Source organism: Streptomyces sp. NPDC006516 (genome assembly GCF_040611875.1).
In the GTDB taxonomy this organism is placed as follows: Bacteria; Actinomycetota; Actinomycetes; order Streptomycetales; family Streptomycetaceae; genus Streptomyces.
Genome location: NZ_JBEXPD010000002.1, coordinates 435,794 through 456,516 on the forward strand (window position 1 = coordinate 435,794; position 20,723 = coordinate 456,516).

Here is a 20,723-nt window from a genome sequence, read left to right on the forward strand (position 1 = left end):
CTGTCATGGGACATCTTGAAGCGGGCCACCTGGAGTACTACCTGCCGGACGGGCGGGTGCTGCTCAACGACGCGTCGTTCCGGGTGGCGGACGGGGCGGTCGTCGCCCTCGTCGGGGCGAACGGAGCGGGGAAGACGACGCTGCTGAAGCTGCTGTCCGGTGAGCTCCAGCCGCACGGCGGCTCGGTCTCGGTGAGCGGCGGGCTCGGGGTGATGGGCCAGTTCGTCGGCTCCGTACGGGACGAGCGCACCGTGCGTGACCTGCTGGTCTCCGTGGCCCAGCCGCGTATCCGGGAGGCGGCCCGGGCCGTCGACGCGGCCGAGGAACGCATCCTCACCGTCGACGACGAGGCGGCGCAGATGGCGTACGCGCAGGCGCTGAGCGACTGGGCGGAGGTGCGGGGTTACGAGGCCGAGACGGTGTGGGACATGTGCACCACGGCCGCGCTCGGTGTCCCGTACGAGAAGGCGCAGTGGCGTGAGGTGCGCACCCTGAGCGGGGGCGAGCAGAAGCGGCTCGTCCTGGAGGCGTTGCTCAGGGGTCCGGACGAGGTGCTGCTGCTGGACGAGCCGGACAACTACCTGGACGTCCCCGGCAAGCGGTGGCTGGAGGAGAAGCTCAAGGAGACCCGTAAGACGGTGCTCTTCGTCTCCCACGACCGGGAGCTGCTCTCGCGGGCCGCCGAGAAGATCGTGAGCGTGGAGCCCAGCCCGGCCGGTTCGGACGTCTGGGTGCACGGCGGCGGGTTCGGGACGTACCACCAGGCCCGCAAGGAGCGCTTCGCGCGCTTCGAGGAGCTCCTGCGGCGGTGGGAGGAGGAGCACGCCCGGCTGAAGGCGCTGGTCCTGCGGATGCGGCAGCAGGCGGCGAACAGCCCGGACATGGCGAACCGGTACCACGCGATGCAGACCCGCTTCAAGAAGTTCGAGGACGCGGGCCCGCCGCCCGAGCCGCCCCGCGAGCAGGAGATCAGAATGCGGCTGCGCGGTGGGCGGACCGGGGTGCGCGCCGTGACCTGCACCGGCCTGGAGCTGACCGGGCTGATGAAACCGTTCGACCTGGAGATCTACTACGGCGAGCGGGTCGCCGTGCTCGGCTCCAACGGGTCGGGAAAGTCACACTTCCTGCGGCTGCTGGCGGGGGAGCCGGTGGCGCACACCGGTCAGTGGAAGCTCGGCGCGCGGGTCGTCCCCGGGCACTTCGCCCAGACACACGCCCACCCGGAACTGCTGGGCCGGACGCTCGTGGAGATCCTGTGGCAGGAGCACTCCAAGGACCGCGGGGGCGCGATGTCGGTGCTGCGGCGCTACGAGCTGGAGCGACAGGGCGACCAGGCCTTCGAGAGGCTCTCCGGCGGGCAGCAGGCACGGTTCCAGATCCTGCTCCTGGAGCTGGCCGGCACGACCGCCCTGCTGCTGGACGAGCCCACGGACAACCTGGACCTGGAGTCGGCAGAGGCGCTCCAGGACGGGCTGGAGGTGTACGACGGGACGGTCATGGCCGTCACCCACGACCGCTGGTTCGCGAAGTCCTTCGACCGGTATCTGGTCTTCGGCTCGGACGGGGTGGTCCGGGAGTCCACGGAGCCGGTCTGGGACGAGCGCAGGGTCGAGCGGGCGCGGTAGGGCCGGGGCGTTTTGACCCGTCCCGGGCGGGGCGGGTACTGTCGGGGGTTGTTATACGTATCGGCTTCGTCGTTCTCACGCGAGAAGCCCTTACGCAGGTTCTCTGGAGCAGTTACCAGTGGCTCGCATACGGGCAGTGTCCCCGGCAGTGTGAGCCCCAGCTGCATGATCGCTTCAGGGGTGCCATCTTTCTGGACCTCATCCACTGAAGAAGCGAAGGCTACGAAGTGCGTACGTACAGCCCCAAGCCCGGCGATGTCACTCGCCAGTGGCACATCATCGACGCCGAGGACATCGTCCTGGGCCGTCTGGCCACCACGGCTGCGAACCTCCTCCGAGGCAAGCACAAGGCGATCTACGCCCCCCACATGGACATGGGCGACTTCGTCATCATCATCAACGCCGAGAAGGTTCACCTCTCCGGCAACAAGAAGACCCAGAAGATGGCGTACCGCCACTCGGGCTTCCCGGGCGGTCTCCGTTCGGTCCGTTACGACGAGCTGCTCTCGAAGAACCCCGAGAAGGCTGTCGAGAAGGCCATCAAGGGCATGATCCCCAAGAACACCCTGGGTCGTCAGATGCTCTCGAAGCTGAAGGTCTACGCGGGCGACCAGCACCCGCACGCTGCGCAGCAGCCGGTCCCGTTCGAGATCACCCAGGTCGCGCAGTAGTTCCGGCCTCCCCCCTAAGACGTAAAGAAAGATCTGAGGAGAATCGTGGCCGAGACCACTGTTGAGACGACCGCCGACGACACGGCGGGCACCGAGGGCGAAGAGACCTTCGCCGAGGTGACCACCTTCGAGTCGGAGGTCCCCGTCGAGGGTGAGTACACCTCCGAGTCGCTCGCCGGCCGCTTCGGCGACCCGCAGCCCGCGGCCGGCCTTGGCCGTCGCAAGAACGCCATCGCCCGCGTCCGGATCGTTCCGGGCACCGGCAAGTGGAAGATCAACGGTCGCACCCTTGAGGACTACTTCCCCAACAAGGTGCACCAGCAGGAAGTCAACGAGCCCTTCAAGGTGCTCGAGCTCGACGGCCGTTACGACGTCATCGCCCGCATCTCGGGTGGCGGCGTCTCCGGTCAGGCCGGTGCCCTGCGCCTCGGCGTGGCCCGCGCGCTGAACGAGGCCGACGTGGACAACAACCGCGCCACGCTGAAGAAGGCCGGCTTCCTCTCCCGCGACGACCGTGCGGTCGAGCGCAAGAAGGCCGGTCTCAAGAAGGCCCGTAAGGCTCCGCAGTACAGCAAGCGCTAAATCGCCTGCTCGTCTGCATTACACGTTCGCCCCGGCGGCACACCCCGTGCTGCTGGGGCGTTCGTTTATCAGCCCCGCCGGGCGTATAACGGCTTAAGACGTTTGCATGCTTATAGGGCTGACGGCATCGCCGCGCCTCTTCGCTGCGCCTTGCCTTGCTTTGCCCTGTTTTGATTACTTTGGTTTTGCGGTTTCGGAGCACTTTCGGAGGACACCAGTGGGACGACTCTTCGGCACGGACGGCGTGCGTGGTGTTGCCAACGCGGACCTGACAGCTGAGCTCGCGCTCGGACTCTCGGTCGCGGCGGCGCACGTACTGGCCGAGGCGGGCACCTTCGAGGGGCACCGGCCGACCGCCGTGGTGGGCCGCGACCCCCGCGCCTCCGGAGAGTTCCTGGAGGCCGCCGTCGTGGCCGGTCTGGCCAGCGCCGGGGTGGACGTCCTGCGCGTCGGCGTGCTGCCGACCCCGGCCGTGGCGTACCTCACCGGGGCGCTCGGTGCCGACATCGGTGTCATGCTCTCCGCCAGCCACAACGCCATGCCGGACAACGGCATCAAGTTCTTCGCCCGTGGCGGCCACAAGCTCGCCGACGAGCTGGAGGACCGCATCGAGACGGTCTACGAGCAGCACCGCACCGGCGAGCCCTGGGCCCGTCCGACCGGCGCCGGAGTGGGCCGCGTCACCGACTACGCCGAGGGCTTCGACCGCTACGTCGCGCACCTCATCGGCGTCCTCCCGAACCGGCTCGACGGCCTGAAGGTCGTCCTCGACGAGGCCCACGGTGCCGCCGCCCGTGTCTCGCCCGAGGCGTTCGCCCGGGCAGGGGCCGAGGTCGTCACGATCGGTGCCGAGCCGGACGGCCTCAACATCAACGACGGCTGCGGCTCGACCCACCTCGACCTGCTGCGGGCCGCCGTCGTGGAGCACGGCGCCGACCTCGGCATCGCGCACGACGGCGACGCGGACCGCTGCCTGGCGGTGGACGCGAGCGGCGAGGAGGTCGACGGGGACCAGATCCTGGCCGTGCTTGCCGTCGCCATGCGCGAGGCCGGCCAGCTGCGCAAGAACACCGTCGTGGGCACGGTCATGTCGAACCTCGGCTTCAAGACGGCGATGGAGCGGGAGGGCATCCAGCTCGTCCAGACCGCCGTCGGTGACCGCTACGTCCTGGAGTCGATGAAGGCGGAGGGCTTCGCACTGGGCGGCGAGCAGTCCGGCCACGTCATCGTCCTCGACCACGCCACCACCGGTGACGGCACGCTCACCGGGCTGATGCTCGCGGCGCGCGTCGCCGCGACCGGCCGGACGCTCGCCGACCTCGCGGGCGTGATGCAGCGCCTCCCGCAGGTCCTCGTCAACGTGCCGGACGTCGACAAGTCCCGCGTGGACACCTCGCCGGAGCTGGCCGCCGCGGTGGCCGAGGCGGAGCGCGAGCTTGGAGCCACCGGACGCGTGCTGCTGCGCAAGTCGGGTACGGAGCCGCTCGTACGGGTCATGGTCGAGGCCGCGGACATCGAGCAGGCGCGCGCGGTGGCCGGTCAGCTGGCCGACGTCGTGAAGTCCGCCCTCGGCTGACGCGCCCCTCAGCGCACGGAAGGACCCGGCCGGACGGCCGGGTCCTTCCGGCGTTGTGCGGCCCACAGCGCCTTCTGCACCAGCAGCGTGCAGGTGCCCGCCAGCACGATGCCGCCCAGGTTGGCCATCAGCTGAGCCGAGGACCCCCATGTCTGCTGGAGGTCCTGGTAGCTGAACGCGACCGCCGCGTTGGCGGCGGCCGGCACCGTGGTCACCGAGATCGCCACGCCGATCAGCGCCCCGGACTTCGCCGAGGTCAGCGAGAGCGTCCCCGCGATGCCCGCCAGGACCGCCACCACGAACGACATCCAGTCCGGGTGCCAGATGAAACCGGTGTTGGGCCTTTCGGCCGCGACCATGTCCGCGTCGAAGAGCCCCAACGCGTCCATCAGCCACGAGAATCCGGCTGTCAGCACCATCGCCACGGCGAAGCCGCCGATCAGGGCCCACAGCGACCGTGCCACCAGCCGTGGCGCCCGCTGCACGAGCGCCGTCGAGATCCCGGCCAGCGGGCCGAACTCCGGGCCCACCGCCATCGCGCCCACGATCAGCACCGCGTTGTCCAGCATCACCCCGCAGGCGGCGAGCATCGTCGCAAGGGCGAGGAAGGCCACGTAGGTGGCGCTGAACGTCGACTCCTCGTGGGTCACCTCGCTCAGCTCTTCCCAGAGCACCGCGTCGGCGCCCTCTCCCGGCGCGGCCCTCTCCGCCTCGGCCGCGTGCTCGGAGAGGGTGAGGTCTATGTCCTCCACGGTGATCGAGCCGACGCTGTCGATGCCCAACTTCCTCAAAGCGCCGATCAGTTCATCGCCGGCTTCCCGTGCCACGTCGCACAGGACCACATCGCCCGCCGGGCTCCGCGCGGCACCCGCGAGCACCGCGACATGGGTGGTGCCGACGGTCCGCTCGATCAGCCCGAGCACCTCGTCGGTGCGGTCGGCGGGCACGATGAGGCGCAGATGCAGCACGGTGCACCCTTTCCGGAATCAGAGCTTGCGCAGTGACAGACGCTGGACCTTGTGGTCCGGCCCCTTGCGCAGCACCAGGGTGGCACGGCCGCGCGTCGGCGCCACGTTCTCCAGCAGATTGGGCTTGTTGATGGTCCGCCACATGGTGCGCGCGTAGTCCAGGGCCTCCTCCTCGGAGACCTGGGTGTACTTGCGGAAGTACGAGAACGGGTTCTGGAACGCGGTCTCGCGCAGCCGGCGGAAGCGGTGCAGGTACCAGTTCTCGATGTCCTCGGCGCGCGCGTCGACGTACACGCTGAAGTCGAAGTAGTCGGCGAGACCGACCCGGGTCCGGCCGTCCTTGCCGGGCAGCGCGGGCTGGAGCACGTTCAGCCCTTCGACGATCAGGATGTCCGGGCGGCGCACGGTGAGCCGCTCACCGGGCACGATGTCGTAGATCAGGTGCGAGTAGACGGGGGCCGTCACCTCGTCCTTGCCCGCCTTGATGTCGGCGACGAAGCGGGTCAGCGCCCGCCGGTCGTACGACTCGGGGAAGCCCTTGCGCGACATCAGGCCGCGCGATTCGAGCTCCTTCATCGGCAGCAGGAACCCGTCGGTCGTGACCAGCTCCACCCGGGGGTGCTCCGGCCAGCGCGCCAGCAGCGCCTGAAGGATGCGGGCGGTGGTGGACTTGCCGACGGCGACACTGCCCGCGACCCCTATGACGAACGGGGTGCCCCGCTGCTCCCCGTGCCCGTTGCCGGCGTCGCCCAGAAAGGTGTTCAGGGCGCCGCGCAGGCCCGAGGTGGCCTGGACGTACAGGTTGAGCAGCCGGGACAGCGGCAGATAGACGTCCCGCACCTCGTCGAGGTCGATGACGTCGCCCAGCCCTCGCAGCTTCTCGACCTCCTCGGCGCTCAGAGGCAGCGGGGTCTTGTCACGCAGGGCGCTCCACTCGGCCCGGGTCAGGTCGACGTAGGGCGTCGGCGCGTGCTCGGTGCGGCGCGGGCTCCGTGCGGGCGATGTGATCACGTACTCATTGTTGCGGGAGTTTGAACGGAGTGGGGGGTGGGGTCGGTCACGTGGCCGGCCCCGAGGGCCCGATCGAGGGCCTTTCGAAGGCTCTACGCGCCGCGGAGCTCCGCCCGGAGCGCGCGGGCCACTCCGTCCGCCTGCCCGGCCGTCACCTGCTGCCCCTGGGTAGCCCGTAGCAGCCCGAAGACGCCCGGTCCCCGGTACTGCGGCGGCAGATCGCCGTCGCGTGGCACGATGTGGAAGTGCACATGGGCGAAGCCCTCGGCCTCGGCGAACTGGACGACGTACGTCTTGTCGCAGCCCGTCACCACGCGCAGCGCCCTGGAGAGCCTGACCTGCCAGGTCCCCAGGCCGGCCGCCTCCGCGTCGGTGAGCTCGTGAACGGCGGTGAGGTGGCGCCGGGGCAGCAGCACCAGCCAGCCCGGCAGGGAGGTCCCGGTCGCGTGGGCCACCCGCCAGTGCCGGTCGTGGGCGACGCGCTCGCGCGGGGGCAGCGTGTCGAACTCCGCTTCCATGGCGCACGTGTAGCACTCGGAAGTCGTCATGGGCCGAGAGCGTAGAACCGTCCGGCCGGGAACACGCCGGTCTCCGCGAAGACGGCTCGGCCAGGGGACGGCGCCTCCAGCGGTCCGGCCCGGGACACCTTTGGCGCAACAGCGGACACCCCGCGGACACCCCGGCCGGGGGAACCGGCCTTATGGTGGCGATATGTGCGGAATCGTGGGTTACGTCGGGACGCAGTCGGCGCAGGATGTCGTGGTCGCTGGGCTGAAGCGGCTGGAGTACAGGGGGTACGACTCCGCGGGGGTCGCCGTCCTCGCGGACGGCGGGCTGGCCGCGGCGAAGAAGGCCGGGAAGCTCCTCAATCTGGAGAAGGAACTCAAGGACCGGCCACTGCCGGACGGGAACACCGGTATCGGGCACACCCGTTGGGCCACGCACGGCGGGCCGACCGATGCCAACGCCCACCCGCACCTCGACAACGCGGGCCGGGTCGCCGTCGTGCACAACGGGATCATCGAGAACTTCGCCGCCCTGCGCGAGGAACTGGCCGGACGCGGCCATGACCTCGCCTCGGAGACCGACACCGAGGTGGTCGCCCATCTGCTGGCCGAGGCCTACTCGTCGGGCGGTGACCTCGCGGAGGCCATGCGGCAGGTCTGCCGGCGGCTGGAGGGCGCCTTCACCCTGGTGGCCGTGCACGCGGACGAACCCGACGCCGTGGTCGGTGCCAGGCGGAACTCGCCGCTCGTGGTGGGCGTCGGCGAGGGAGAGGTGTTCCTCGCCTCCGACGTCGCCGCGTTCATCGCGCACACCCGGTCCGCGATCGAGCTGGGCCAGGACCAGGTCGTCGAGCTGCGCCGGGACGGGGTGACGGTCACCGGCTTCGACGGCCGGCCCGCCGACGTGCGCGAATACCACGTGGACTGGGACGCGTCGGCCGCCGAGAAGGGCGGCTACGCCTCCTTCATGCTCAAGGAGATCGCCGACCAGCCCAAGGCCGTCGCCGACACCCTCCTCGGCCGGATCGACGGCTCCGGCGCGCTCCACCTCGACGAGGTGCGCATCGCGCCGAGTGTACTGCGGGAGGTGGACAAGGTCGTCGTCATCGCCTGCGGGACCGCCTTCCACGCCGGGATGATCGCCAAGTACGCCATCGAGCACTGGACCAGACTGCCCTGCGAGACGGAGCTGGCCAGCGAGTTCCGCTACCGGGACCCGATCCTGGACCAGCGCACCCTCGTCGTCGCCATCTCGCAGTCCGGCGAGACCATGGACACCCTGATGGCGGTCCGGCACGCCCGGGAGCAGGGCGCGAAGGTCCTCGCCATCTGCAACACGAACGGCTCGACCATCCCGAGGGAGTCCGACGCCGTCCTCTACACGCACGCCGGGCCGGAGGTCGCCGTCGCGTCCACCAAGGCCTTCCTGACGCAGCTGGTCGCCTGCTACCTCGTCGCGCTGTACCTCGGCCAGGTGCGCGGCACCAAGTGGGGCGACGAGATCCGCACCGTCGTCCGCCAGCTCTCGGAGATGTCCGGCGCCGTCGACCGGGTGCTGGGCACCATGGAGCCCGTACGCGAGCTGGCCCGCTCGCTGGCCTCCCACGGCACCGTGCTCTTCGTGGGCCGGCACGTGGGCTACCCGGTGGCTTTGGAAGGCGCGTTGAAGCTCAAGGAGCTCGCCTACATGCACGCCGAGGGCTTCGCCGCCGGGGAGCTCAAGCACGGGCCGATCGCGCTCATCGACGAAGGGCTTCCGGTCGTCGTCATCGTGCCGTCGCCACGCGGTCGTTCGGTGCTGCACGACAAGATCGTGTCCAACATCCAGGAGATCAGGGCTCGCGGCGCCCGCACCGTCGTCATCGCGGAGGAGGGCGACGAGGAGGTCGTGCCGTACGCCGACCACCTCATCCGGATCCCCGCTACGCCTACGCTTCTCCAGCCACTGGTCGCCACGGTTCCGTTGCAGGTGTTCGCCTGCGAGCTGGCGACCGCCCGGGGCAACGAGGTGGACCAGCCGCGCAATCTGGCGAAGTCCGTGACGGTCGAATGAGTGAGTGATGGCGTGATCATTGGGGTCGGGATCGATGTGGCGGAGATCGAACGCTTCGGCGCGGCGCTCGGGCGGACGCCCCAGCTCGCCGAGCGGCTTTTCCTGGAGCGGGAGTTGCTGCTCCCCAGCGGGGAACGGCGGGGCATCGCCTCGCTGGCGGCCCGCTTCGCCGCCAAGGAGGCGCTGGCCAAAGCGCTCGGAGCACCGGGCGGGCTGCTCTGGACGGACGCCGAGGTCTGCGTCGAGGACAGCGGGCAGCCGCGCCTGGAGGTCCGCGGCACCGTCGCGGCACGGGCGGCCGAGCTCGGCGTACGCAGCTGGCACGTGTCGCTCAGTCACGACGCGGGGGTGGCGTCGGCCGTCGTGATCGCGGAGGGTTGAGCGTATGCGACATGCCTACAGCGTCGAGACCGTACGGGCCGCCGAACAGGCGCTGATGGCACGGCTGCCGGAGGGGGCGCTGATGCAGCGCGCCGCCGCCGGACTGGCCGTGGCCTGCGGTGACCTCCTCCGGCGCAACGGACGGGTGTACGGATCGCGGGTGCTGCTGCTGGCCGGCAGCGGCGACAACGGCGGTGACACGCTGTACGCCGGTGCCCGGCTGGCCCGGCGCGGGGCCGGGGTGCGCGCCCTGCTGACCTCGCCGGGCAAGGCACACCGGGCCGGGCTGGCCGCCCTGCTCGCGGCGGGTGGACAGGTCCTGGACGGCCCGGACCTCGGCGCGTTCGGCCCCGTCGACCTCGTCGTCGACGGCATCACGGGGATCGGGGGCCGCGGCGGCCTGCGTCCGGAGGCGGCGGAACTGGTGCGCGTGGTCACCGCGGGCCGTGCGCCCGTGCTCGCCGTGGATCTGCCCAGCGGGGTCGAGGCGGACACCGGACAGGTGCTGGGCACGGCCGTACGCGCGGACGCGACGGTCACCTTCGGCGCGTACAAGCCGGGGCTGCTCGTCGACCCGGCCGCCGAGCACGCGGGCGCGCTGCGCCTCGTCGACATCGGACTGGCGGAGGAACTTCCCGCCCGGCCCGATCTGGAGGCCCTCCAGTACGCCGACGTGGCCGCCCTGCTGCCCGTGCCCGGCGCGGAGAGCGACAAGTACCGCCGCGGTGTCGTCGGGGTGGCGGCCGGATCGGAGCGCTATCCCGGGGCCGCCGTCCTGGCCGTCGCGGGGGCGCTGCGCGGTGGCGCGGGAGCCGTGCGCTACTCCGGGCCCGGTGCCGACGCCGTGATCGCCCGCTTCCCGGAGACCCTGGTGCACCCCGGGCCCCCGTCGCGGGCCGGCCGGGTGCAGGCATGGGTGGCCGGACCCGGACTCGGTGACTCCTCGGCGTCGGAGGCGGCGGTGGCCGATGTGCTGGCCGCCGACGTGCCGGTGCTGGTCGACGCGGACGGGCTGCGGCTGATGGACGCCGCCACCGTCCGCGCGCGCACCGCCCCCACCGTGCTCACCCCGCACGCCGGTGAGGCCGCCGCGCTGCTCGGAGTGGGACGCGAGGAGGTCGAGGCCGGGCGGCTCGCCGCCGTACGGGAACTCGCCGCGCGCTACCGCGCCACGGTGCTGCTCAAGGGTTCCACCACCCTGGTCGCGTCGGACGGGGACACCCCCGTGAGGGTCAACCCGACCGGCACGTCCTGGCTGGCCACGGCGGGCAGCGGCGACGTGCTGTCCGGGCTGACCGGATCGCTGCTGGCGGCGGGCCTCGCCCCGCGTGACGCCGCGTCCGTGGGCGCCTATCTGCACGGGCTCGCGGCACGCCGGGCCTCGGACGGCGCGCCGGTCGCCGCCCAGGACGTCGCGGACGCGATCCCGGCCGCATGGCGGGACGTGCGGGCCTGATCCAGGCTGGAAGCACGGGAGCGGAGGTGACCGGTGTGGGCAGCGGCAGCGACATCCGGGTGCGCAGGGTGTACGACCCGCCGGAGGAGGACGACGGCACCCGGGTGCTCGTCGACCGGCTCTGGCCGCGCGGTGTCTCCAAGGAGCACGCGGCGGTCGACGTGTGGGCCAAGGACGTGACGCCGTCCAAGGAGCTCCGCGCCTGGTACCACGAGGACCGGTCCGCCGACCGGTACGACGACTTCGTGGACCGCTACCGGACCGAGCTGGGCGACCCCGCGCACACCGAGGCCGTCGAGGCGCTGCTCGCCCTGGTGCGCGAGGGCGGTCCGGTCACCCTCGTCACGGCGGTGAAGGACGTCCCGGCCAGCCACGTCCCGGTCCTCGTCGACCACCTGGAGCACGCCCTCGACCACCGGTGACCGCCTCACCGGGCACAGGAGGTCGAGGGCACAGGCGTACGGCTCTGAGAGACTGGGCGCGATGAACGAGACAGCGACCCTGAGAGCCCGTGCCGAGATCGACCTCGCCGCACTGCGCGCCAACGTGCGTACGCTGCGCGCGCGGGCGTCCGGCGCACAGCTCATGGCCGTGGTGAAGTCCGACGCGTACGGACACGGGGCGGTGCCCTGCGCCAGAGCCGCACTGGAGGCCGGCGCGACCTGGCTGGGAACCGCCACCCCGCAGGAGGCGCTCGCCCTGCGGGCGGCCGGGCTCGGCGGCCGGGTGATGTGCTGGCTGTGGACGCCCGGCGGCCCCTGGCGCGAGGCCGTCGAGGCCGACATCGATGTCTCGGTGAGCGGGATGTGGGCCCTCGACGAGGTCGTCGCCGCGGCCACCGATGCGGGAGTCCCGGCCCGGGTCCAGCTCAAGGCCGACACGGGACTCGGGCGCAACGGCTGCCAGCCGGCCGACTGGCCGGAGCTCGTCTCCGCCGCCCGGGCGGCGGAGGAGGCGGGCACCCTGAGGATCACCGGCCTCTGGTCCCACTTCGCCTGCGCCGACGAGCCGGGGCACCCGTCGATCGCCGCCCAGCTGAACGTGTTCCGCGACATGGTGGCCTACGCCGAGAAGGAGGGCGTCCGGCCCGAGGTGCGGCACATCGCCAACTCCCCGGCGACGCTCACCGTGCCCGAGTCGCACTTCGACCTCGTACGCACCGGGATCGCCATGTACGGCATCTCGCCCAGCCCGGAGCTGGGGACCCCGGCCGACTTCGGGCTGCGTCCCGTCATGACGCTCGCGGCCTCCGTCGCGCTCGTCAAGCAGGTGCCCCCGGGCCACGGCATCAGCTACGGGCACCACTACACGACCACCGCCGAGACGACCCTCGCCCTGGTGCCGGTGGGCTACGCGGACGGCATCCCGCGCCACGCCTCGGGCCGTGGTCCCGTGCTGGTCGGCGGCGCCGTCCGCACGATCGCGGGGCGCGTCGCGATGGACCAGTTCGTGGTCGACCTCGGCGGCGCCGCACTCGCGGCGGGCGCGGAGGCGGTGCTGTTCGGCCCGGGCGACCGGGGCGAACCGAGCGCGGAGGACTGGGCGGTGGCGGCGGACACGATCGCGTACGAGATCGTGACACGCATCGGAGGACGCGTCCCCCGCGTCTACACCGACGGGGAACCCGGGCGCGGCTGACGACCGGACCGGGCCTCGCCGGACCGGGGCCCGGCGGGGACAACTACGACGACGAAGGAGCGCGGCACGGTGAGCGAGACCAGCGCGGAGGACGTGGTGGCGACGGCGGCCGTCGCGGCGGCCGGCTGGCGCCGGGCGGGCATCGCCGGGGCGGCGATAGGGGTCATCGCGGCGGGCGCCGCGGCCGGCGTCGCCGTGGAGCGGCTCACGGTCGGCCGTGGCATGCGCAAGAAGGCCCGCCTCGCACTGGACGCCTCCGGGCCGTACGGCTCCCTGCGCGGGCTGCCGGGCCGGGCGGTCGCCGACGACGGCACCGAGCTGTACTACGAGGTCGACGAGGTCGAGCCGGACGGCGGGACGAGTCCCGCCGGCGGGGGTGCGGGGGTGGCTGTCCCCGCGGGCTCCGGATCGCGCCGGCGCAGGCTCTTCGGGCGTAAGGATCCCGCGCCCCTCACCGTCGTGTTCAGCCACGGCTACTGCCTCGGCCAGGACTCCTGGCACTTCCAGCGGGCGGCGCTGCGCGGCCTGGTCCGCACGGTCCACTGGGACCAGCGCAGCCACGGCCGCTCCGAGCGCGGCCGGGCACAGGCCCAGGGTGTGCCGCTCGGGATCGACCAGCTCGGCCGCGATCTGGAGGCGGTCATCGCGGCGGCGGCCCCCGAGGGCCCGCTGGTGCTGGTCGGGCATTCGATGGGCGGCATGACGATGATGGCGCTCGCCGACCTCTTCCCGGAGCTGATCCGGGACCGGGTTGCCGCGGTCGCGTTCGTCGGTACGTCGAGCGGCAAGCTCGGCGAGGTGAACTTCGGGCTGCCGGTGGCGGGCGTGAACGCGGTGCGCCGGGTGCTGCCCGGTGTGCTGAAGGCGCTCGGATCGCAGACGGAGCTCGTGGAGCGGGGCCGGAGGGCGACGGCGGACCTGTTCGCGGGGCTGATCAAGCGGTACTCGTTCGGGTCGCGGGACGTGGACCCGGCGGTGGCGCGGTTCGCCGAGCGGCTCATCGAATCGACCCCGATCGATGTGGTCGCCGAGTTCTATCCGGCGTTCACGGAGCACGACAAGAGCGCCGCGCTGCCCGCGTTCCGGGACCTGCCGGTGCTGATCCTGGCCGGCGACAAGGACCTGGTGACCCCGAGCTCGCACAGCGAGGCCATCGCGGACGAACTCCCGGACGCGGAGCTGGTCATCGTGCCGGACGCCGGTCACCTGGTGATGCTGGAGCACCCGGAGACGGTCACGGACCGGCTCGCGGATCTGCTCGTACGGATCGGAGCCGTTCCGGCCGAGGCGCGCTGATCCTCTAACGTTGGTCGGCATGGAAGCAGCGCACAACGGCCCGGTGACCGGCACCGCCGCACCGGGCATCGTCACCGTGGACGTGGCCGTCGAGTCCCCCGAACAGATGAAGGAGCTCGGGCGCCGGATCTCCGGCGTGCTGGCCCCGGGCGATCTGGTGATGCTCACCGGCGAGCTCGGCGCGGGCAAGACCACGCTGACCCGCGGCCTCGGTGAGGGACTCGGGGTCCGCGGTGCCGTCACGTCGCCGACCTTCGTGATCGCCCGGGTCCACCCGCCGCTGGGCGCGGGACCCGCCCTGGTCCACGTCGACGCGTACCGCCTGGGCGGGGGACTCGACGAGATGGAGGACCTCGACCTGGACGTCTCGCTCCCTGACTCGGTGATCGTCGTGGAATGGGGCGACGGCAAGGTCGAGGAGCTCTCGGACGACCGGTTGCAGGTGGTGATCGACCGCGCCGTCGGGGACACCGACGACGAGCGCCGCACAGTGACGCTGGTGGGGATCGGGGCCCGCTGGGCCGGGCTGCGCGAGGAGCTGGCCGCACGCTGAGAGCCCGCCCGCCGGTGCCAGGACCGATGACGACTCCGCCGCACTTCCCGACGCTTTCCGACAGCTCGTCGGTAAAATGTTGCGCAGGGGAGGCCCGTCGTGGTCACATGGGTGGAGGGATTGGTTAGGTCTACCTAACCATGTCTCTCGACGAAGCCCGAGGAGGCAGCATGCCGGCACCCGAGCGTGAAGTGCAGCCGCAGTCGTCGCAGGCGGAGCCGCCACCGGTGTCCGCCGTGTCGATGAAGGATCTGCTCGCCTCCTGTGCGGCGGCGACGGCGGTCTCCACGCCGCCGCGCGACGATCAGGCGGACGAGGACGGCGACGACCCGGTGGTCCGGCCCGCGGCGCGGCGCGACGCCGCCTAGCGAAGCGGAGTGCGCGGGACGGGGGCGCGGGTGCGTGAGCCGGGTGGCGAAGCGCTCGTCAGGGGACGACGACGACCTTGACGCCGACCGTCGCGAAGGTCCACAGCGCGTTGCCGTCGGCCCGCTTCATGCGCACCCCGCCGGTCTTCATCGTGGGGTCGGGGCTCCGCATCGAGCCGTCCTGCGCGGCGCTGAAGCCCACGGACACGTCGTCGACGTTCGCGAAGCGCACCACGTGCTCGATCAGGACACCGTCCGAGCCCTTGATGGTGCCGGAGCGCGAGGTCACCTGGTAGACCCCCGGCAGGGGGCTCACGGCGCTCGGCATGACGGAGAACGTCCGGAGGGCCTTCTCCTTGTCGTCCACGATCCATACCCGCCGGTCCTTCAGCGAGTACACGACACGGGCACCCGTGTCGGAGTCCGAGGGCACCGCCAGAGGATCCTTCGCGGGCTTCGGCTTCTCGGAGGGCAGGGCGGCCGAGTGTGACGCCTCGGCGGAGGGGACGGCGACCGAGTCGGGCGCGTTCGCGGATGCCTGGTAGGCGAGGAAACAGACCGCGGCCACCGCCGCGGCAGTGAGCCCGGCCACGATTCCCGAGCTGCCCCTTGCCACCGTGAGCTCCCCTTTCGGATGCCGTCCGTCGCATGTCGTACAAGCATTTACGTCGTACACGCGTGTACCCGGGCGACGGTACCAGCAGCGGGAGGACGGACCGGGACGCTGCACAGGCTGCGATGGCCGAGTCGGCGGAGCCGTAGGCTGTTTGTGTGCTGCTGCTCGCCATGGATACCGCCACCCCCGCCGTCACCGTCGCCCTCCACGACGGCACCTCCGTCGTCGCCGAGACCGGTCAGGTCGACGCCCGCAGGCACGGGGAGCTGCTGCTGCCCGCCGTCGACCGGGTCCTCGCCGAGGCGGGGGTGAAACTCGACGCCGTGACCGACGTGGCCGTCGGGGTCGGCCCCGGCCCGTACACGGGGCTGCGCGTCGGCCTCGTCACCGCGGCGACCTTCGGGTCCGCCCTCTCCGTGCCGGTGCACGGGCTGTGCACGCTCGACGCGCTCGCGTACGCCGCCGGCCGGGACGGCCTCGAAGGCCCTTTCGCCGTCGCGACCGACGCGCGCCGCAAGGAGGTCTACTGGGCGCGGTACGAGGACTTCCGCACCCGGGAGGGCGAACCCTCCGTCGACCGGCCCGCCGACATCGCGGAACGGCTCGCCGGACTGCCCGTCGTCGGTGCCGGCGCCCTGCTCTACCCCGCCGCCTTCCCCGACCCCCGCGGCCCCGAGCACGTCCACGCCGGTGCGCTCGCCTCCCTCGCGGCCGAACGGCTGGCGGCAGGGGCACAGCTGCTGCCCCCGACGCCGCTCTACCTGCGCAGGCCGGACGCCCAGGTGCCGAAGAACTACAAGGTGGTCACCCCCAAGTGACCACCGCGACCGCTGTGCTGCGTGAGATGCGCTGGTGGGACATCGAGCCCGTACTGGAGCTGGAACACGAGCTGTTCCCGGACGACGCCTGGTCGGCCGGCATGTTCTGGTCCGAGCTCGCCCACGCCCGCGGGCCGCGCGCCACCCACCGCTACGTCGTCGCGGAGGACCCCGCCGACGGCAGAGTGGTGGGTTACGCGGGCCTCGCCTCGGCGGGCGACCTCGCCGACGTCCAGACGATCGCGGTCAGCCGCGACCACTGGGGCGGCGGTCTCGGCTCCGAACTCCTGACCGACCTGCTCCGGTACGCCACCGCGTTCGAGTGCGGCGCGGTGCTCCTGGAGGTCCGGGTCGACAACACCCGCGCGCAGAAGCTCTACGAACGCTTCGGCTTCGAGCCCATCGGTTTCCGCCGGGGCTACTACCAGCCGGGGAACATCGACGCACTCGTCATGCGCCTGACCGTACAAGGAACAGAGACAGACTGATGGCTGACGAACCTCTCGTACTCGGTATCGAGACCTCCTGCGACGAGACGGGCGTCGGTATCGTGCGCGGGACGACACTCCTCGCCGACGCCGTGGCGTCGAGCGTCGACACCCACGCCCGGTTCGGCGGTGTCGTCCCCGAGATCGCCTCCCGCGCCCACCTGGAGTCGATGGTCCCCACCATCGAGCGCGCCCTGAAGACCGCCGGCATCAGCGCACGTGACCTCGACGGCATCGCCGTCACGGCCGGCCCCGGGCTCGCCGGGGCGCTGCTGGTCGGCGTATCGGCCGCCAAGGCATACGCGTACGCCCTGAACAAGCCGCTGTACGGGGTGAACCACCTGGCCTCGCACATCTGCGTCGACCAGCTGGAGCACGGCCCGCTGCCGGAGCCCACGATGGCCCTGCTGGTCAGCGGCGGGCACTCCTCCCTGCTGCTGGCCCCGGACATCACCAACGACGTACGGCCGCTCGGCGCGACCATCGACGACGCGGCGGGCGAGGCCTTCGACAAGATCGCCCGGGTGCTGGACCTCGGTTTCCCCGGCGGCCCGGTCATCGACCGGCTGGCCAGGGAGGGCGACCCGAAGGCGATCGCCTTCCCGCGCGGCCTCAGCGGCTCCCGCGACCCCGCGTACGACTTCTCGTTCTCCGGGCTCAAGACCTCCGTGGCCCGCTGGATCGAGGCGAAGCGCGCGGCCGGCGAGGAGGTGCCCGTCCGGGACGTGGCCGCTTCCTTCCAGGAGGCCGTGGTGGACGTCCTCACCCGCAAGGCCGTCCGCGCCTGCAAGGACGAGGGCGTCGACCACCTCATGATCGGCGGCGGCGTCGCGGCCAACTCGCGGCTGCGCGCGCTCGCGGAGGAGCGGTGTGAGAAGGCGGGTATCCGGCTGCGGGTCCCCAGGCCCGGCCTGTGCACCGACAACGGCGCGATGGTCGCCGCCCTGGGCGCGGAGATGGTGGCGCGCAACCGCCCGCACTCCGATCTGGACCTCTCCGCCGACTCCTCCCTCCCGGTCACGGAGACCCACGTCCCGGGTGCGCACAGCCACGACCACGACCATGTGCACGAGATCAGCAAGGACAACCTCTACTCATGACCGTCGCCCTGATGTGGGAGGCCCGCGCCACCGAGGGCCGGGGCGCGGAACTGCTGGAGTGGGCCAGGGCCCGGGCGGCCGAACTCGCCCGGGAGCCCCTGCGCAGCGAGCTGCTGCGCGCCCCGCAGGACCGGGTGCTCGTGCTGACCTGGTGGGACGCGGCCTACGACGAGGAGCTGCCGGAGCTCCCGGAGCCGGATGCGGCGATGGTCACGCGCGCCGTGCACCGGTGGCGTTTCGAGTCGCTCGGTCCGGCGAACGGCTGATCCGGGTCCGGGGGCAGGGCGGCGCGGAAGCCTGTTGGAAAGAAATTCGAGAAATCTTTCCGGACGTGTCGATCCGGACCTCTACCGTTCGACGCATGGGTGAGAGGCGGGGAACAGCCCCGCCTCCGGAGTCGAGGAGACACCATGCCGCGCTACCTGACGATGGTCCGGGTCGACGAGAACAACGCCCCGGCCGAGGGACCCAGCCAGGGACTGATGGAGCGCATGGGAGCGCTCATCGAGGAGATGACCAAGGCCGGTGTCCTGCTGGACACCGCGGGTCTCACCCCGACCTCCGAGGGCACCCGGGTCACCTGGTCGAACGGCGAGTTCACCGTCACCGACGGGCCGTTCACCGAGACCAAGGAAGTCGTCGGCGGCTACGCCCTCATCCAGGCCAAGGACAAGGCCGAGATCCTGGAGTGGACCAAGCGCTTCCTCGCGGTCCACGAGTCGTACTGGACGGTCACCTCTGAGATCCGTGAGATCGCGGAGAACTGACGGACCGACAGCAGGGCAGCGTCCGGGGCGGGCGGTGGATCTTGCCGCGCCCGCCCCCGGCTGCTCTCATGGGTGCCCGTGACAGCAACGAACAGCGCCGTCGAGGCCGTGTACCGCATCGAGTCGGCCAGGATCATCGCCGGCACGGCACGCATCGTGCGGGACGTGGCCATCGCCGAGGAGATCGCCCAGGACGCCCTGGTCGCCGCCCTGGAGCAGTGGCCGGAGACCGGCGTCCCCGAGCGGCCCGGCGCCTGGCTCATGACCACGGCCAAGCGGCGCGCGATCGACCTCGTACGCCGCAAGGAGACCTACGCCCGCAAGCTGGCGGAGGTCGGCCGGAGCCTGGAGGACGTGCCTCCGCCGGAGCCCGCCGACCCCGACGCCATCGACGACGACGTGCTCCGGCTGATCTTCACGTCCTGCCATCCGGTGCTCTCCACCGAGGCCCGTGTCGCTCTCACCCTGCGGCTGATCGGCGGCCTGAGCACGGACGAGATCGCCCGGGCCTTCCTGGCGGCCGAATCCACCGTCGCCCAGCGCATCGTCCGCGCCAAACGCGCCCTCGGGCGGGCGAACGTGCCCTTCGAGGTCCCGCGGGGCGCCGACCGGGACGACCGCCTCGGCTCGGTGCTGGAGGTCGTCTACCTCGTGTTCAACGAGGGGTACGCGGCGACCGCCGGGGACGACTGGCTGCGCCCCGCGCTCTGCGAGGACGCGCTGCGCCTGGCCCGGTTGCTGGCGGGGCTGATGGACCGGGAGCCGGAGGTCCACGGGCTGGCGGCCCTCCTGGAGCTCCAGGCCTCCCGCATCCGCGCGCGGACCGGGCCCGACGGCACGCCGCTCCTCCTGGAGGAACAGAACCGCGCCCGATGGGACCAGCTGCTGATCAGGCGCGGTTTCGCGGCTCTGGAACGGGCGTACGCGCCGGGCGCGGCCCCGGGCCCGTACGCGCTGCAGGCCGCGATCGCCGCCTGCCACGCCCGCGCCGTCCGGTACGAGGACACGGACTGGCGGACCGTCGCCACGCTGTACGGCCATCTGGCGAAGGCCGCTCCGTCACCGGTGGTCGAGCTGAACCGCGCGGTCGCCGTCTCCATGGCCGAGGGCCCGGCCGCGGGTCTGGCCCTGACGGACGCCCTGGCGCGGGAACCCACGATGGCCGGCTACCACCTGCTGCCGAGCGTGCGGGGCGATCTGCTGGAGCGCCTGGGACGTGACGTGGAGGCGCGGGAGGCCTTCGTGCGCGCGGCGGAGCTGACGCGTAACGCACGGGAGCGGGAGTTGCTGCTCACCCGTGCGCACCGTGTGTCCCGATGAGTTCCGCGGCCGGGGGCCGTCTACCTTTCACAGCGTCCTGAGACGCACCGGACCGCGCGAAGGAGAGACACCATGCAGAAGATCAAACCCTGTCTGTGGTTCGACGACCAGGCGGAGGAGGCCGCCGCCTTCTACGTCTCCGTCTTCGGCGGCGACTCCCGCATCGAGGGCGTCATGCGCAACACCGGCGCGGCGCCGGGGGAGGCCGGCTCGGTCCTGACGGTGGACTTCGTCCTCGCCGGCCAGGAGTACACGGGTCTCAACGGCGGTCCCCACTTCACCTTCTCCGAGGCCATCTCCCTCACCGTCGACTGCGAGTCGCAGGAAGAGGTGGATCACTTCTGGAAGGCGCTCACCGAGGGCGGCGAGGAGAGCCGGTGCGGATGGCTGAAGGACAGGTACGGCCTGTCCTGGCAGATCGTCCCGAGGGCGCTGCCCGAACTGCTCGCCGGCCCCGACCGGGCCAGGGCCGAGCGGGCGATGAAGGCGATGATGGGGATGCGGAAGCTGGATGTGCAGGCCCTGCTGGATGCCTGAACCGCCTGCCCCACGCGCGTGCGGAGGCGAGTGAACGGGCGCACCCTGGAAGCAGGAAATTCCGGGAGGTGGTGACCGTCATGATGGAGACAGCGGTCGGATGGCACGTCGAGCTGGAATTCGAGGAGGACACCCACCGCACCCGCGCGGCGGCTCTCGTACGGCTCAGTGACGGGACCGAGGTACGGGCCCATGGATACGCCAGTCGGCACCCGTCCGACGCGGAGCAGCCACGGGTGGGCGAGGAGATCGCCGGAGCCCGCGCGCTGAACGAACTGGCGATGAAGCTGCTGACGAAGGCGCACGACGAGATCGACGAGGCGTCCGGCCGTACGTCGTATCCGCTGACGTGAGGCGTGCGGCCCGGCCTCGTGCGGGGGCCCGGCCGGTGCG

General features: G+C 71.7%; 24 protein-coding genes. 20 read left to right on the forward strand and 4 right to left on the reverse strand.

The annotated features are described in order from the left end of the window. The first annotated feature begins 5 nt into the window (after positions 1–5). The 4 genes from ABZY45_RS08190 to glmM all read left to right on the forward strand — a co-directional run bounded on the left by ABZY45_RS08190 (position 6) and on the right by glmM (position 4,454). Positions 6–1,625, forward strand: coding sequence for an ATP-binding cassette domain-containing protein (locus ABZY45_RS08190; protein ID WP_356737344.1), 1,620 nt, complete (start codon positions 6–8; stop codon positions 1,623–1,625). A 227-nt stretch (positions 1,626–1,852) separates the two neighbouring features. Next, a complete protein-coding gene (rplM, locus tag ABZY45_RS08195) occupies positions 1,853–2,296 on the forward strand; it encodes a 50S ribosomal protein L13 (protein WP_030914195.1) in 444 nt (147 codons plus the stop codon). Positions 2,297–2,413: 117 nt separating this feature from the next. Next, positions 2,414–2,878, forward strand: a complete 465-nt coding sequence (gene rpsI / locus ABZY45_RS08200; RefSeq protein WP_167526154.1) for a 30S ribosomal protein S9 — start codon at positions 2,414–2,416, stop codon at positions 2,876–2,878. A gap of 217 nt (positions 2,879–3,095) precedes the next feature. Next, positions 3,096–4,454, forward strand: coding sequence for a phosphoglucosamine mutase (glmM, locus tag ABZY45_RS08205; RefSeq protein ID WP_356737346.1), 1,359 nt, complete (start codon positions 3,096–3,098; stop codon positions 4,452–4,454). 8 nt (positions 4,455–4,462) lie between these two features. On the opposite strand, the gene ABZY45_RS08210 is transcribed toward glmM, so the two are convergent. The 3 genes from ABZY45_RS08210 to ABZY45_RS08220 form a co-directional block, all read right to left on the reverse strand. After that, positions 4,463–5,422 carry a DUF389 domain-containing protein gene (locus ABZY45_RS08210; RefSeq protein ID WP_356737348.1) on the reverse strand — a complete coding sequence of 320 codons (960 nt, stop codon included), beginning with the start codon at positions 5,420–5,422 and terminating at the stop codon, positions 4,463–4,465. 18 nt (positions 5,423–5,440) lie between these two features. Beyond that, the gene (gene coaA / locus ABZY45_RS08215) at positions 5,441–6,433 is read right to left on the reverse strand and encodes a type I pantothenate kinase (protein ID WP_356737350.1); all 993 of its coding nucleotides are present in this window, start codon (positions 6,431–6,433) and stop codon (positions 5,441–5,443) included. 92 nt (positions 6,434–6,525) lie between these two features. Next, entirely contained in the window at positions 6,526–6,981 is a 456-nt protein-coding gene (locus ABZY45_RS08220; protein ID WP_356737352.1) for an HIT family protein, read from the reverse strand. A gap of 163 nt (positions 6,982–7,144) precedes the next feature. Here ABZY45_RS08220 and glmS point away from each other — a divergent pair, with 163 nt between their 5' ends. From glmS to ABZY45_RS08260, 8 genes are all read left to right on the forward strand, one after another. Continuing rightward, positions 7,145–8,992 carry a glutamine--fructose-6-phosphate transaminase (isomerizing) gene (glmS, locus tag ABZY45_RS08225; RefSeq protein ID WP_356737354.1) on the forward strand — a complete coding sequence of 616 codons (1,848 nt, stop codon included), beginning with the start codon at positions 7,145–7,147 and terminating at the stop codon, positions 8,990–8,992. 12 nt (positions 8,993–9,004) lie between these two features. Continuing rightward, the gene (locus ABZY45_RS08230; RefSeq protein ID WP_356737356.1) at positions 9,005–9,373 is read left to right on the forward strand and encodes a holo-ACP synthase; all 369 of its coding nucleotides are present in this window, start codon (positions 9,005–9,007) and stop codon (positions 9,371–9,373) included. Between the two features lie 4 nt (positions 9,374–9,377). Beyond that, complete coding sequence (locus ABZY45_RS08235; protein WP_356737358.1) at positions 9,378–10,829, forward strand: NAD(P)H-hydrate dehydratase; 1,452 nt, start codon at positions 9,378–9,380, stop codon at positions 10,827–10,829. 35 nt (positions 10,830–10,864) lie between these two features. Beyond that, positions 10,865–11,251: a DUF488 family protein gene (locus ABZY45_RS08240; RefSeq protein WP_356738725.1), complete on the forward strand. Its 387-nt coding sequence runs from the start codon at positions 10,865–10,867 to the stop codon at positions 11,249–11,251. 61 nt (positions 11,252–11,312) lie between these two features. After that, positions 11,313–12,467, forward strand: coding sequence for an alanine racemase (alr, locus tag ABZY45_RS08245; protein ID WP_356737360.1), 1,155 nt, complete (start codon positions 11,313–11,315; stop codon positions 12,465–12,467). A gap of 69 nt (positions 12,468–12,536) precedes the next feature. Continuing rightward, complete coding sequence (locus ABZY45_RS08250; RefSeq protein ID WP_356737362.1) at positions 12,537–13,763, forward strand: alpha/beta hydrolase; 1,227 nt, start codon at positions 12,537–12,539, stop codon at positions 13,761–13,763. 19 nt (positions 13,764–13,782) lie between these two features. Continuing rightward, positions 13,783–14,316 carry a tRNA (adenosine(37)-N6)-threonylcarbamoyltransferase complex ATPase subunit type 1 TsaE gene (gene tsaE, locus ABZY45_RS08255; RefSeq protein WP_356737364.1) on the forward strand — a complete coding sequence of 178 codons (534 nt, stop codon included), beginning with the start codon at positions 13,783–13,785 and terminating at the stop codon, positions 14,314–14,316. Between the two features lie 170 nt (positions 14,317–14,486). Next, positions 14,487–14,684, forward strand: a complete 198-nt coding sequence (locus tag ABZY45_RS08260) for a hypothetical protein (RefSeq protein WP_356737366.1) — start codon at positions 14,487–14,489, stop codon at positions 14,682–14,684. 58 nt (positions 14,685–14,742) lie between these two features. On the opposite strand, the gene ABZY45_RS08265 is transcribed toward ABZY45_RS08260, so the two are convergent. Then, positions 14,743–15,300 (reverse strand): hypothetical protein, encoded by a 558-nt coding sequence (locus ABZY45_RS08265; protein ID WP_356737368.1) that lies wholly within the window; start codon positions 15,298–15,300, stop codon positions 14,743–14,745. Positions 15,301–15,470: 170 nt separating this feature from the next. On the opposite strand from ABZY45_RS08265, the gene tsaB reads away from it, so the two are divergent. The 8 genes from tsaB (at position 15,471) to ABZY45_RS08305 (ending at position 20,683) form a co-directional block, all read left to right on the forward strand. Next, positions 15,471–16,118, forward strand: a complete 648-nt coding sequence (gene tsaB, locus ABZY45_RS08270; protein WP_356738727.1) for a tRNA (adenosine(37)-N6)-threonylcarbamoyltransferase complex dimerization subunit type 1 TsaB — start codon at positions 15,471–15,473, stop codon at positions 16,116–16,118. Then, the gene (gene rimI, locus ABZY45_RS08275) at positions 16,115–16,606 is read left to right on the forward strand and encodes a ribosomal protein S18-alanine N-acetyltransferase (protein ID WP_356737370.1); all 492 of its coding nucleotides are present in this window, start codon (positions 16,115–16,117) and stop codon (positions 16,604–16,606) included. Before tsaB ends, rimI begins: the two co-directional genes overlap by 4 nt. Further along, entirely contained in the window at positions 16,606–17,706 is a 1,101-nt protein-coding gene (gene tsaD / locus ABZY45_RS08280) for a tRNA (adenosine(37)-N6)-threonylcarbamoyltransferase complex transferase subunit TsaD (RefSeq protein WP_356737372.1), read from the forward strand. The genes rimI and tsaD overlap by 1 nt, the downstream gene beginning before the upstream one ends. Beyond that, entirely contained in the window at positions 17,703–17,972 is a 270-nt protein-coding gene (locus ABZY45_RS08285; RefSeq protein WP_356737374.1) for a hypothetical protein, read from the forward strand. Before tsaD ends, ABZY45_RS08285 begins: the two co-directional genes overlap by 4 nt. Positions 17,973–18,116: 144 nt before the next feature. Beyond that, positions 18,117–18,473, forward strand: coding sequence for a YciI family protein (locus ABZY45_RS08290; protein ID WP_356737376.1), 357 nt, complete (start codon positions 18,117–18,119; stop codon positions 18,471–18,473). A 78-nt stretch (positions 18,474–18,551) separates the two neighbouring features. After that, complete coding sequence (locus tag ABZY45_RS08295) at positions 18,552–19,793, forward strand: DUF6596 domain-containing protein (RefSeq protein WP_356737378.1); 1,242 nt, start codon at positions 18,552–18,554, stop codon at positions 19,791–19,793. Between the two features lie 72 nt (positions 19,794–19,865). Further along, positions 19,866–20,330, forward strand: coding sequence for a VOC family protein (locus tag ABZY45_RS08300; protein WP_356737380.1), 465 nt, complete (start codon positions 19,866–19,868; stop codon positions 20,328–20,330). An 80-nt stretch (positions 20,331–20,410) separates the two neighbouring features. Beyond that, the gene (locus tag ABZY45_RS08305) at positions 20,411–20,683 is read left to right on the forward strand and encodes a DUF1876 domain-containing protein (protein ID WP_356737382.1); all 273 of its coding nucleotides are present in this window, start codon (positions 20,411–20,413) and stop codon (positions 20,681–20,683) included. Positions 20,684–20,723: the final 40 nt, after the last annotated feature.

What these genes read in the sequence shown, in the direction of transcription:
- ABZY45_RS08190 (WP_356737344.1), top strand. Translation starts at nt 6, where the DNA reads ATGGGACATCTTGAAGCGGGCCACCTGGAGTACTACCTGCCGGACGGG.
- ABZY45_RS08220 (WP_356737352.1), bottom strand. Translation starts at nt 6,981, where the DNA reads ATGACGACTTCCGAGTGCTACACGTGCGCCATGGAAGCGGAGTTCGAC.
- glmS (WP_356737354.1), top strand. Translation starts at nt 7,145, where the DNA reads ATGTGCGGAATCGTGGGTTACGTCGGGACGCAGTCGGCGCAGGATGTC.
- ABZY45_RS08235 (WP_356737358.1), top strand. Translation starts at nt 9,378, where the DNA reads ATGCGACATGCCTACAGCGTCGAGACCGTACGGGCCGCCGAACAGGCG.
- alr (WP_356737360.1), top strand. Translation starts at nt 11,313, where the DNA reads ATGAACGAGACAGCGACCCTGAGAGCCCGTGCCGAGATCGACCTCGCC.
- tsaE (WP_356737364.1), top strand. Translation starts at nt 13,783, where the DNA reads ATGGAAGCAGCGCACAACGGCCCGGTGACCGGCACCGCCGCACCGGGC.
- ABZY45_RS08260 (WP_356737366.1), top strand. Translation starts at nt 14,487, where the DNA reads ATGCCGGCACCCGAGCGTGAAGTGCAGCCGCAGTCGTCGCAGGCGGAG.
- tsaB (WP_356738727.1), top strand. Translation starts at nt 15,471, where the DNA reads ATGGATACCGCCACCCCCGCCGTCACCGTCGCCCTCCACGACGGCACC.
- tsaD (WP_356737372.1), top strand. Translation starts at nt 16,606, where the DNA reads ATGGCTGACGAACCTCTCGTACTCGGTATCGAGACCTCCTGCGACGAG.
- ABZY45_RS08285 (WP_356737374.1), top strand. Translation starts at nt 17,703, where the DNA reads ATGACCGTCGCCCTGATGTGGGAGGCCCGCGCCACCGAGGGCCGGGGC.
- ABZY45_RS08290 (WP_356737376.1), top strand. Translation starts at nt 18,117, where the DNA reads ATGCCGCGCTACCTGACGATGGTCCGGGTCGACGAGAACAACGCCCCG.
- ABZY45_RS08300 (WP_356737380.1), top strand. Translation starts at nt 19,866, where the DNA reads ATGCAGAAGATCAAACCCTGTCTGTGGTTCGACGACCAGGCGGAGGAG.
- ABZY45_RS08305 (WP_356737382.1), top strand. Translation starts at nt 20,411, where the DNA reads ATGATGGAGACAGCGGTCGGATGGCACGTCGAGCTGGAATTCGAGGAG.